The organism is Paractinoplanes polyasparticus (genome assembly GCF_019710575.1).
GTDB lineage: Bacteria > Actinomycetota > Actinomycetes > Mycobacteriales > Micromonosporaceae > Actinoplanes > Actinoplanes polyasparticus.
Genome location: NZ_JAHWFK010000096.1, coordinates 1 through 11,330 on the forward strand (window position 1 = coordinate 1; position 11,330 = coordinate 11,330).

The window sequence follows — 11,330 nt, forward strand, 5'->3', positions numbered from 1 at the left end:
CAGGACCCGAAGTCAGTGGGAGGGTGGGTCACACCCCGGCGGGAGGTGCTCACCAACATCCTCTCTGTGGGCGGGGGTCAGGGTGGCGCACCAGCAAGATCCACGCCGCGAATCCGCTCGGGCATGATCCAGGTGGGCGCGGCGACTCGTCTTAACGTGGGCGCTCTAGGCTCGGCGGCATGACGCGCATCCTGCTGGTCTCGGGCAGCACCCGCGAGGATTCCCTGCACACCGCTGCCCTGCGCACCGCCGCCTGGTACGCGCCCGACGACATCAACGCCGGCCTGTTCGAGGGCCTGCGCAACGTGCCCGCGTACGTCCCGGGCGAACCGGAACCGCACGACACCGTCGTGCTGCTGCGGCACCAGGTTCGGATTGCCGACGCCGTGCTGATCAGCACTCCGGAGTACGCCGGCTCGATCCCGGGCGCGCTCAAGAACCTGCTCGACTGGCTGATCGAGGACGACCTGCTCGCCGGCAAGCCGGTCGCCTGGTTGTCGGTGGCTCACGCGAACGAGGACGACGGGGCCCGCGCCACCCTCGAGACCGTTTTAGATCATGCCAGCGCCAAGATTCTCCGGGCCGCCTGCATCCGGCTCCCGATCGACCCGGCGGCCGTTGATCACCACGGCCTGGTCACCGACCCCCGCTTGCATCAGGCTCTGCTGGACGCCTTGCAGGGGCTGGCCCGGCTGCTCGCCCTCACCCAGGCCCCGCCGCGCCCGGCCTGGCAGCACTACTCGAGCGTCTTCCCGGTGATCGAGCGCCGCGACGCACCGGGCTGGACGAACCGCTGACCCGGCCCGCGGCCCCCCGTGTCGTTCGCTCGAATGGACGGGAGAATGAGCGGCGACGGGGGAGGATGGCAACGATGCGATCTCTGGATGCGACCGACGCGCGCATTCTGCTGGCCCTGGACGCCGACCCCGACGCCACCGTGGTCGCGCTGGCCGAGCGGCTCTCCATGTCGCGCAACACCGTGCAGGCCCGCCTGCGGCGCATGCGTGACTCGGGCGCCCTGGGGGCCTACTCGCGCCGGGTCGAGCCGGCCGCGCTCGGCTATCCGCTGATGGCGTTCATGACGTTGTCGCTGAGCCAGCGCCAGGGCGACCTGGCCGCCCAGCAGATCGTCCGGATCCCCGAGGTGGTCGAGATCCTGGCCACCACCGGCGACGGCGACCTTCTGGTCCGCATCGTCGCCAAGGACACGGCCGACCTCTACCGGATCACCAACCTGGTCGTGTCCGCGCCGGGCGTCGTCCGCACGTCGACGTCGATCGTGCTGCACGAGGTCGCTCCGCACAGCGTCGACGGCCTGCTGCGCCGCCATACTTCGACCCCGGAGTAGTTACGCTCTGTTATCGGTGGCGTAAAGGCATTACGCTGATCTGCGGTTGTTCGCGATTGCGCACTTGATCGTTTGATCAATGAGGGCGCAATCCCGGCGATCGTTCCGGGTGGACGATCCACAGAGCCTGGACCAGGGGTAATACGCACGGTGTCTAGTACTCGCAGTCATGAACACTTTGTTGGGCCGAGGGACGAATCCTCGCCGTCGATTGCAAGTTGCACACCAAAACGGGCACTCGGCACGTCCGGTAGATGAATTGGCACATTCAATCGGACCCTACGCATTGTCGTAACGAGGTCACGCTTCGTACAGTGATGGTCAACAATCATCGATCAAGATGAGTGCGACAAGCGGGCCGACCTGGCGGCGGCCTGCGGGGGAGCCGACATGCTTATCAAAGTCATCGACCGGATCACCGACCAAGCCGTCCACGAAACAATGTGGACCATGTACCGGGATGCTTTCGAAGAGCTGAACCACCTGGCTGTGCAGCGGCACCTGATGACCCGCGACGAGTTCGACGCGGTAATGGCGGACACCCGGGTCGACAAGTATCTCGCCCTCGATGACGACGGCACGATCTGCGGCGTGGCCACGTACACGAACGATCTCGATGCGGTGCCCCTGATCGCACCGCAATACTTCGAGCGGCACTGGCCGGAGCAGTACAACGCTCGCAAGATCTGGTACATCGGCTTTGTCGCGGTCAGCCCGCACGCGCAGGGCCGGGAGGCGTTCGGCCAGCTCGTGGAGCAGATGTACATGGTGGCGTCGGCCCAGAACGGCCTGGTCTGCCTGGACATCTGCAACCACAACGACGAGGTGCGGCGGATGTCCCGGGTGTTCCGGATGATGGTGAGCCGGCTCAGCGACAACATGAAGTTCACCCGCATCGACCAGCAGTCGTACTGGCTGTACGAGTTCCCCGCGGCAGCCTGAGCCCGAAGACCCCCGCACACAGCGCGGCAGGCCGTCCCGAGAGGTGACGGTCTGCCGCGGAGCTGGGGGGAAACCTTCAGGTCATAGGCGACCTCCACATCGTTCCAACGTGTGTTCCTTTCCTTCCCTCGCGGTGGGGGAACCGGCGTGGGAAAGCTCAGTAGGGATAACCGCTGCGGGCGCCCACCGGATCGGCGTGCAGGGCCCGCAGCATTGAGCTATCGGGGACGACATTCACCCGCCCCTCGGTGCCGCGGCCGATTGCCGCGTACACCTCGGGTCGCGCGGCCCGCATGATCAGTGCCCAGACGAAGCCGACCAGGGCGATGGTGAGATAGAGCGCCGGAATCAGCCACTGGAACGGCGAGTTCCCGTCGACCTGCAACAGTTCGCCGAATCCGATGCACGTCGCGGCCAGGACGATGGTGAGCAGCAGGAAGGCCGTCGCCGGTGCGACGTACGCCTTCCAGAAGCTCTCGCCGCGCCTGTTCCTCATGAAGAACGCCAGGACCGCGGCCGAGGCCGCCCACATGAGGATCAGCACCCCGAGACCGCCGATCGTGGTGAGCCACGCGAAGACGAAGACCAGCGGGTCGGAGCCGACGAGGGCGTACAGGCTGAGCACGATGATCGCCAGCACGCTCTGCGTGATCGAGCCGAGCAGCGGAGCGCCCGTACGGGGGTGGGTGCGCCCCCACGCGGCCGGCAGCACGCCTTCGCGCCCGAGGGCGAACTGGTAGCGCGACACCGCGGCGTGGAACGCCAGCAGGGCGGCGAACACGCTCGTCAGGAACAGGACGTAGCCGATGTCGACCAGGAAGCCCGGCAGGTGTGGCCCGACGAGCGTGAACACGAGGTCGGTCTCGTGCTGGGCGGCTCTGGCGGCGATCTGATCGGGCCCCGTGCTGACCGACATTGCCCAGGCCGAGAGGGCGCACAGCACGCCGGCCAGGATCACCGCGATGTGGGTGGCCCGGGCGATCGTACGCTTGGGGTCCTTGGCCTCTTCGGAGAGCACGACCGTGGCCTCGAAGCCGACGAAGCCCGCGATCGCCAGCACCAGCAGGATGCCGACCACCGGGGTGGCCAGCGGCGCCGGCGAGAACTGCGAGAAGGTGACGTGACCGTCGGCCGGGTTGCTGATCATCACGAGGTCGTAAATGATCACGATGGCGATCTCGAGAACGAGCAGGACCGCCAGGACCTTGCCGCTCAGGTCGACCCAGAGCAGGCCGAGGATCGCGACCGCGAACCACGCCGCTATTGCGCAGGCGTACCAGGGCACGGTGAAGCCGAACGCCGCGAGGATGCCGCTGGCGACCGAGCCGAACAACCCGAACAGGCCGATCTGCATGAGTGAATAGGCGGGCAGCGCGACGAACGCCGCGCCCACACCGATGACCCGGCCCAGACCATGACTGATGTACGAGTAGAAGGCGCCGGTGTTGACGATGTGCCGGCTCATGGCGACGAAGCCGACGGTGAACAGGGACAGCAGACCCGCCGTCACGAGGTAGGCGATCGGCACCGCCGTGCTGCCGATGATCGCGTAGATCGTCGTGATCGAACCGATGATCACGGTGAGCGGCGCCGCGCCCGCCACGCCGAAGAACACCACCGAAGGTACGCCGAGCCTGTTCTTGGCCAGCGCCTTCGAGACGATGTCCGGCTCTGCGGGTTCCATACGTGACACGAGCATCCTTCCGGCCCAATGATCAGAGTTGTTGCGCCCGAGATGGTGGCGCCCCGTGCCGCTCACCTGCGGCCGACTGTCACGACCGAGCCCACGGAGGCCTCGGTGTACTCGACGAGCTCCCGAAGGTCTGACGGGAGCGACCCCACGGCGCTGGGCAGCGACTGGAAAGCGTGCCGGTGTGCCTCGAAGTCGTAGAGAACGTGCCGGGTCAGCCCGGTGGCAGCCACCAGGCCGATCAGCACCCTGTCACTGATGTTCATGCCGATGCCGCGAACCAGCAGATTGGCCAGCCGGGCGGGCGCCCAGGCGGCGGCGTTGCGCTGTGCGGCGCTGTTCGGCATATAGAGGGTCTCGGTGGCCGAGAACATGCGCCGCCGGGTGACCGGCTCGACCGCTCCCAGCCGGGAGAGTCGTTCCCCGACTCTGATCGCCGCGTCCTGCGAGAGGAAGGCCAGCCACACCCGGACGTCCCGGTGTTGCGGCTGTGCGATCAGGAGGTCGAGAATGTCGTGCGCGAGCGCGTCCGTGGGAGGATGCCGGTCGAGGATGAGGAGATCTCCGTCCGAGATCCCGATCCGTCCTTCGAGGATCAGCTCGCCGAGCAGTGCGGCGGCCAGGCCCAGGCCGGTCGCACGTGGATGGAGTCGGGACCGGCCGGTGCGGTCCTCGTGTGCGATCAGGAAATACTGGTCAGCCAACACGCCGCCACGCCCCTTACGACAACGTCTGGTTCTTCGGTCAGATCTGCCAGTGCCATCGTGGCCGCGATGATCACTGTGGGTACAAAACGTTGTGACTCGATGTCCGCGCATCATGTACCCGGCCGAAGGGCCAATACAAGAAGGCTAGTACTTTTTGTTTGGTGCGCCGTGTTTGGATCATGGAGGCCTAACCCGTACTATCGGTCTCATCAGGACCGAGGGAGTCCAGGTGTCCGTTGATGAAGGGCCAACCCTGCGCCGTCGCCGTCTGGGCGCGGAACTCAAGCGGTGCCGTGAGGCCGCGGGGCTGACGCAAGAGAACGTCTCGAGGCATTTCGAGTGGCACGCTGCCAAGGTCACGCGCATCGAGACCGCGCGTGTTGCGGTGACGCCACGTGACGTCAAAGATCTCCTGACGCTGTACGGCGTGGGCGATCAGGACTATCGGGAGGCGCTGGTCGAACTGGCCAGGCTGTCCCGCGAGCGAACATGGTGGACGGACTACCGGGACATCATGCGTCCCGGCAACTTCATCGGGCTGGAAGCGGCGGCCGCCGGCATGCGGGCCTGGGAACCGATCATCGTGCCGGGGCTCCTGCAGACCGAGGCGTACATGCGGGCGCTGATCCGCACCGGCCGGTCGAACGAGTCCTCCCAGCAGACGGACCGCCGCGTCAATCTGCGTCTCACCCGGCAGGGCCGGCTGCGCGGCGAGCGGCCACTCGAACTCACCGCCATCATCGACGAATCGGTGGTGCGGCGGGTGGTGGGCGGTGACGAAGTGATGAACGAACAGCTTCGGCACCTGGTCGAGGTCGGCCAATTGCCGAATGTGCTGATGCAGATTCTGCCGTTCAGCGCTGGTGAGCATACGTTCCTGGGCGGTTCGGCCGCGCTATTGGAATTTCGGGAGACCACCCATTTGGATGTTGTCTATCTTGAAGGTCTTGCGGGAGACTACTACGAGGAGCAACCCTCCGAGGTTGACCGTTACCGGCAAGAGTTCGAGCGTTTGAGCGCCCGGGCGCTGGATGCCCGAATGACCATCAAGATGATCGAGAGCCTGCTCGTCGCGTAGTGCCCTCGAGAAAGACAACCGCATACGAAGGGGGGTGCTTGAGTTGCTCACGCACCAGCCAAATGCTGCAGTTCTCACCGCTGCGGTCTGGAAGAAGGCCAGCCGCAGCAACGGCAACGGCGGTAGCAACTGTGTCGAGGTGGCTTTCCTCGACCAGGGCGTCGCCGTCCGGGACAGCAAGGACCGCTCCGGTCCTGCGCTGATGTTCACTCCGGCGGAGTGGACGGCCTTCGTGGACTCGGCCAAGGATGGCGAATTCGACCTCCATTCCTGATAGCCGAGCCTACCGATAGGCACGCACCGATGGGAAGTGCCTACGCAAAGTCAACTTCTCCGGTGTGAGTTCTACCGGGTGCCGTGGCTCTGCTCACCAAGTGTCGCGGCACCCGTACTCTGAATAACATTTCCGCGCCGTTTCGGGGGCGCGGAATTTTTCGTGCCCGTCACCCTATTCGGTGAATGTTCGGGGCGCGGACAAATTCCGTTCGATGCGTCGTTGCCGGGCGATGCGCGGTCGGTGGTTCGCGGCCGGCGTTCGCGGTTCGTGGGAAAAGGCGGAAATGCCGCACAGCCCGGGCTGTGCGGCATTTCGCTGTGGATAACTCGGTCGGTGTGCCGGTGATGTGCGTAGGGTGAGCGCCTGTTTCCCTTGGGTGGGCGGGGGAGGCGGTGGCACCCCGGAAGATCAGCCCGAAAGGTCAGCGTCAGCCGCGGCCGAAGTTCTGGGTCCAGTACGGGGTGCCGCTGGACGTGCGGACGAGGCCCACGCCGACGGCCGTGCTGGCGCAGTTGAGGATGTTCTTGCGGTGCCCGGCGCTGTTCATCCAGGCGGTGACGACCTGCTGCGGGGTCTTGTAGCCGTAGGCGATGTTCTCGGCCGCGGCGTCCCGCTTCGGGTAGCCGGCCCGCACCTCGCGGGTGACGAAGTTGCTGCCGTCCGAGCCGGTGTGGTCGAAGAAGCGGTTCTTCACCATGTCCGTGCTGTGCGCACGGGCGGAGGCGATCAGGCGGTCGTCGATCCGGAGGGCCTTGCAGCCGCGGGCGGAGCGCTCGGCGTTGGTCAGCTTGACGACCTCGGTCTCGTACGCGACCTGGTCGACGGCAACCGCGGGCTTCTTCGGGGTACCGGCGGTGGCGGCCGCGAAAGCGGGGGCGCCGACCATGGTCGGTACGGCGATCAGAGCGGCGGTGACGACGGCGCGGCGGACGAAACGCTTCAAGGTGTGCCCTCTCGTTCGGTGTCTGTCACCGGTACCGATCGGGGCACGCGCGATGAGATGAAGAAGGGGAACCGGAAGGCAACGCGAGGCAACGCAGCCGCTACCGGAAGCGGTGAAATGTCCGATTCGAAGGGGTAGGCGGGGCCGGCGCGGATGCGCCGGCCCCGCAGGTTCGCCGAGGAACTAGACGGTCAGGGTCCAGGTGTTGATGTAGCCGGTGTCGCGGGCGTACGTGTCCTGCACCCGCAGCTGCCAGGCGCCGTTCGCGGTCTCGCTCGACAGGTTCTTCGTGTACGTCGTGTTGACGTTGTCGGCGCTGTCCGAGGTCGAGGTCGCCTTGAGGTTGTAGACCGTTCCGTCCGGAGCCACCAGGTCCACCCGCAGGTCACCGCGGTACGTGTGGGCGATGTTGACCGCGATCGTCGAGGTCGCCGAGGCGGCACGGGCGCAGCCGCTGATCGTGACGCTGCTGTTCACCGCGGCGCCCGCGTCCGGGATCGTCACGTCGGTGGCGTTGGTGCCCGAGCAGCCGGTCGTGGGCGGCGGGGTGGTGGTGGGCGGCGGGGTGGTGCCTCCGCCCGTGCACGTCGGGTCGGCCGTCTGGGCCGGCACGTTCACCGCGTCCCAGGCCGCCTTGACGGTGTTGAACTCGGTGCAGCTGTTCGGGAAGAGGTTCTTGGCCGCGGTCAGCGTCCACGTGCGGTACTTCAGGTACGACGAGCTGGACGTCTTGATCAGCATCGCGTTGTACATGATCTTCATGGCGTTCTGGATGCCGAGGCCCGTGATCGCGCCCGAGCCGCTGCACCGGGTGCTGGCGGGCTGCCCGTTGGTGGGGTTGGTGCCCTCGGCCATCAGGTAGAACCAGTGGTTGCCGGGGCCGGCCGCCGCGTGCACCTCGGAGCCGGGGGTGCTGCTCGAGTAGCAGTTGCTGTCACCCGCGAGCGACGGGTTGTACATGTACCGGATCGGGCCGCTGCCGACCAGGTTGACCTCCTCGCCGACCTGGTAGTCGGGGGCGTCGTTGGGGTTGTTGATGAACCACTCGGTCGCCGCGCCGATGGTGTCGGCGACGAACTCCTGGGTGCCGGCGCGCGAGATGCCGCCGGGGGTGGTGTCGTCGATGCCGTGAGCCAGCTCGTGACCGACCACGTCGGCCGAGGCGATCCACTGGTTGGCGGTGTTCTTGCCGATCTGGATCTGGGTGCCGTCGTAGTACGCGTTCTGGTCGTTCAGGCCGACCCGGATCGGCCACGCGCCGCCGCTGCCGTTAGGGCCGTTGCGGCCCAGCCACGACGAGAGCATCGCGTACTGCTTCTGCGCCACGTAGAAGGCGTCGACGCAGCCCGTCTCCTTGTTCGTGCCGGTGCCATTGCCCCACACGTTGTCCGAGCCGCTGAACGTCGTGTTGTTGGCGGCGTCCTGACAGCGGATCGCGGTGTGGCTCGGGTCCTGCAGCGTGTAGGTCGAACCCGACTGGGTGGTGTCGATCGCGACGGTCCCGTTGATCCAGCCGGTGCCCGTGCCGGCGGCCTCGGTGACGTGCTCGGTGGTGCGCAGCACCTTTCCGGTGGCGGCATCGACGGCGACGGTCAGGCGGCTGGCGCCCTCGGCGCCGGTGCCGGCGACCGTGGTCTCCCAGGCCAGCGCGGCAGCCTGACCTTCCTCGGCGAGCACGACGAGGTTCGTACCCTCGACGTCCTTCACCGTCTTGAGCTGAGCCCGGGCAGTCGTGGCCGCGGCGGCACTCGTGATCTTGGCGGCCGTGGAGAGCTCACCGATGGGACTGCTCTGCGCGACCGAGGTGGCCTTGGTCCGGCCGGCCGCGTCGGTCACCACGACGAAGTCGCCGCCGCGGACCGGAAGGCCGTTGTAGGTGCGCTCGTAGGGCACGTAGTTCAGGCCCGACGACTGGATGACCTTCTTGCGCAGGAAGGTCTCGTTCGAGCCGGCGTGCAGGATCGAGGGACGGCTCGCGACCAGGGCGTCGGCCTTGTTCGCGGCCAGCGTCGCGGCGGCTGCGGGATCCTGCGGCGCCGCGGTGGCGGGCCCGGTGACCGCGACCATGGCGCCGGCGGCCGCGGTTCCGGCGGCCAGCGCGATGATCAGAGGGGTTCGACGTTTCACGCAGGTGCTCCTTTCCCGTCCCGGGGGTGGGGACGGGCTCAAGTCACATCGGAGGACATTCGACCTTCGTCGGAAGACTTGAGGAGACGCTAGGCATCGATGGGCGTCACCGAATCAGGGAAAACCCTTGCGCCTTCGCGCAGGCCGGGCATGATTCAACAGGGTGAACGTGCATTCACGTTCGCACTGTGTAATCTGATGAGTTCGTAAAGTGACATGCTCTCCTCTGGCAGGGCCCCCTCCGGTCAGGCATCATGACCGGACAGCGTCCCTTCAGGAGTGTGTGATGACCTCACAACTCGAGCTCGCGGCCCGTACCGCGTTCGCCCAGGTGCTCACGGCCTGGCGGACCCGTCGTGGCCTCAGCAAGAAGCAGCTCGCCGCGTCGATGGGCTACCACCCGTCCTACATCAGCCACGTGGAGAGCCTGCGCCACCACCCGACCTTCGAGTTCGCCTGCCGCGCCGAGGCGGTCCTGGCGAGCGGGGGTGAGATCATTTCCCGGTACGACCAGTGCCGGCAGGCCGCCGGCGAGCCCGCGCCGGTCCAGGTCGTCCGCAGCGACTACGAGCCCAGCCCGATGCTGCCGGCCACCCTGGTCATCGAGGAGGAGAACGCCACCCTCACGTACGCCGACGGGTGGTATTTCTCGCGGGTCGAGCGCGTCGTCCGCAACGTGGGGGACAGGCCCGTCACGTGCTACCCGGTGCGCGTCGACGTCGACCGCTTCCCCGACCAGCCCGGCGTCTCCCGGCAGCTCTACCACGAGAGCCCGCTGCAGCTCTCCGACCTCGACTTCCAGGCCTCCGTGGGCGATGACCGCCCGGAGCCCATGGAGGTGCGGGTGACGCGGTCCTCCGACGCGTACCTGAAAATGGTCCTGGTCTTCGGCAACGCGAGGGCGCGGTTCCCGCTCTATCCGGGCGAGCGCACGCGCGTGACCTACTCGTACCGGGTGCCGGCCAACCTGTGGGGCCAGTGGTTCCAGCGCGACATTCGCTTCCCGACCCGGGCGCTGACGATGTCGCTGCGGCTGCCGGCCTCGATGGGCGCCGAGGTGAGTGCCGAGAGCCTTTCGTACGCGGGGATCAAGGGCTTCTCGCCGACCGAGTCGCCCGGTGAGAACGGCACGGTCGTCTACACGCTGCGCCTGCGCGAACTGCTGCTGACCAGCCAGATCCGGTTGCGCTGGCGGTTCGACGAGCCGGCGCCCAGCGGATGGGCCGACCTGGCCGCCTGACGCCTCCCGGCTCGGCGGTCTCGCGTGGCCGTCAGATGGTGTGCCGGGCGGGTGGTTTGTGGCCTCGTACGGCCCAGGCGGACGCGGTCAGCGGGATCGTTCCGTCCGGGGCCGTCGGCAGGGTCGCGCGCAGGCGTTCGCGGATCCCGGCCTGCTCGGCGGTGGTGAGCGTGGCCAGGTAGGCCGGGGCCGCGCCCTGCCCGCCCAGGAAGGGCTGCCAGAAGTCGTCGAAGCCGGTGAAGACGGTCGGGATCTCGATCGCACGCGTGACGACGTCGTCCAGACCCGCCACGCTCCACGCGTCGCGCAGGGCAGGCTCGCGGCAGATCGGGAAGCGCGGCCCCTCGTCCTTGTCGGCGGCGGCCGGGACGACCTCGGCCGCCGCGTCCCAGAAGTGGCGCATCATGCGCATTCCGGCTCCGTAATCCCAGACGTATGAAGCCACGGTCGCTCCCGGGCCGGCCACGCGCACGAATTCGGCGACCGCTCGCTCCGGCCGCGGGACGAAGTTGAGCGCCAGCCCGCTGACCACGGCATCGACGCCCCCGCCGCGCAGCGGAAGGGCCGCCGCGTCCCCCACCACCCGGTTCGCCGGCGCTGTTTGCAGAAAGCCCCGGGACGGATCAATGCCGATCACCGCGGCCGGAGCCGCAGCGCCAAGGATCGCGCTGGTCAGCGCCCCGGTGCCGCAGCCGGCATCCACCCAACGGGCCCCGGCGGGCACCCCCAGCCAGCGAACGAACTCGGCGGCGATCCGGCGGCTCCAACGGCCGACATAAGCCTCGTAGGCGTCGCCGAGCTCCCAGACATCTGAGGTCATGCGCCGACTCTGCCCCACCCGGCCCACGGAATCGAACCCTGATCGCTCGTTGGATCTTGCTGGGTGCCACCGCCTCCCCCACCCACAGAGAGGATGTTGGTGAGCACCTCCCGCCGGGGTGTGACCCACCCTCCCACTGACTTCGGGTCCTGCATGGG

General features: G+C 67.5%; 11 protein-coding genes. 6 read left to right on the forward strand and 5 right to left on the reverse strand.

Annotated elements, in window-relative coordinates:
- The first annotated feature begins 179 nt into the window (after positions 1 to 179).
- The 3 genes from KXC43_RS49885 (at position 180) to KXC43_RS49895 (ending at position 2,290) form a co-directional block, all read left to right on the forward strand.
- Positions 180 to 797 (forward strand): NADPH-dependent FMN reductase, encoded by a 618-nt coding sequence (locus KXC43_RS49885; protein ID WP_221383363.1) that lies wholly within the window; start codon positions 180 to 182, stop codon positions 795 to 797.
- A 74-nt stretch (positions 798 to 871) separates the two neighbouring features.
- Positions 872 to 1,348, forward strand: a complete 477-nt coding sequence (locus tag KXC43_RS49890; RefSeq protein WP_221383364.1) for an Lrp/AsnC family transcriptional regulator — start codon at positions 872 to 874, stop codon at positions 1,346 to 1,348.
- Positions 1,349 to 1,738: 390 nt separating this feature from the next.
- Positions 1,739 to 2,290 (forward strand): GNAT family N-acetyltransferase, encoded by a 552-nt coding sequence (locus KXC43_RS49895; RefSeq protein ID WP_221383365.1) that lies wholly within the window; start codon positions 1,739 to 1,741, stop codon positions 2,288 to 2,290.
- Positions 2,291 to 2,447: 157 nt separating this feature from the next.
- On the opposite strand, the gene KXC43_RS49900 is transcribed toward KXC43_RS49895, so the two are convergent.
- Positions 2,448 to 3,974, reverse strand: coding sequence for an APC family permease (locus KXC43_RS49900; protein ID WP_255646206.1), 1,527 nt, complete (start codon positions 3,972 to 3,974; stop codon positions 2,448 to 2,450).
- Between the two features lie 71 nt (positions 3,975 to 4,045).
- A complete protein-coding gene (locus KXC43_RS49905; protein ID WP_251798184.1) occupies positions 4,046 to 4,687 on the reverse strand; it encodes a GOLPH3/VPS74 family protein in 642 nt (213 codons plus the stop codon).
- A 229-nt stretch (positions 4,688 to 4,916) separates the two neighbouring features.
- On the opposite strand from KXC43_RS49905, the gene KXC43_RS49910 reads away from it, so the two are divergent.
- Positions 4,917 to 5,765, forward strand: a complete 849-nt coding sequence (locus KXC43_RS49910; protein WP_221383367.1) for a helix-turn-helix domain-containing protein — start codon at positions 4,917 to 4,919, stop codon at positions 5,763 to 5,765.
- 34 nt (positions 5,766 to 5,799) lie between these two features.
- Complete coding sequence (locus KXC43_RS49915) at positions 5,800 to 6,039, forward strand: DUF397 domain-containing protein (protein WP_308129623.1); 240 nt, start codon at positions 5,800 to 5,802, stop codon at positions 6,037 to 6,039.
- 430 nt (positions 6,040 to 6,469) lie between these two features.
- Here the strand turns inward: KXC43_RS49915 and KXC43_RS49920 are convergent, their stop codons facing one another.
- Positions 6,470 to 6,985, reverse strand: a complete 516-nt coding sequence (locus KXC43_RS49920; protein WP_255646208.1) for a CAP domain-containing protein — start codon at positions 6,983 to 6,985, stop codon at positions 6,470 to 6,472.
- Positions 6,986 to 7,168: 183 nt separating this feature from the next.
- Entirely contained in the window at positions 7,169 to 9,112 is a 1,944-nt protein-coding gene (locus KXC43_RS49925; protein WP_438870965.1) for a M4 family metallopeptidase, read from the reverse strand.
- A 286-nt stretch (positions 9,113 to 9,398) separates the two neighbouring features.
- Here KXC43_RS49925 and KXC43_RS49930 point away from each other — a divergent pair, with 286 nt between their 5' ends.
- Entirely contained in the window at positions 9,399 to 10,352 is a 954-nt protein-coding gene (locus KXC43_RS49930; RefSeq protein WP_221383368.1) for a helix-turn-helix domain-containing protein, read from the forward strand.
- A gap of 31 nt (positions 10,353 to 10,383) precedes the next feature.
- On the opposite strand, the gene KXC43_RS49935 is transcribed toward KXC43_RS49930, so the two are convergent.
- Positions 10,384 to 11,172 (reverse strand): class I SAM-dependent methyltransferase, encoded by a 789-nt coding sequence (locus KXC43_RS49935; protein ID WP_221383369.1) that lies wholly within the window; start codon positions 11,170 to 11,172, stop codon positions 10,384 to 10,386.
- Positions 11,173 to 11,330 lie beyond the last annotated feature (158 nt).

What these genes read in the sequence shown, in the direction of transcription:
- KXC43_RS49935 (WP_221383369.1), bottom strand. Translation starts at nt 11,172, where the DNA reads ATGACCTCAGATGTCTGGGAGCTCGGCGACGCCTACGAGGCTTATGTC.
- KXC43_RS49895 (WP_221383365.1), top strand. Translation starts at nt 1,739, where the DNA reads ATGCTTATCAAAGTCATCGACCGGATCACCGACCAAGCCGTCCACGAA.
- KXC43_RS49885 (WP_221383363.1), top strand. Translation starts at nt 180, where the DNA reads ATGACGCGCATCCTGCTGGTCTCGGGCAGCACCCGCGAGGATTCCCTG.
- KXC43_RS49930 (WP_221383368.1), top strand. Translation starts at nt 9,399, where the DNA reads ATGACCTCACAACTCGAGCTCGCGGCCCGTACCGCGTTCGCCCAGGTG.
- KXC43_RS49890 (WP_221383364.1), top strand. Translation starts at nt 872, where the DNA reads ATGCGATCTCTGGATGCGACCGACGCGCGCATTCTGCTGGCCCTGGAC.
- KXC43_RS49900 (WP_255646206.1), bottom strand. Translation starts at nt 3,974, where the DNA reads ATGGAACCCGCAGAGCCGGACATCGTCTCGAAGGCGCTGGCCAAGAAC.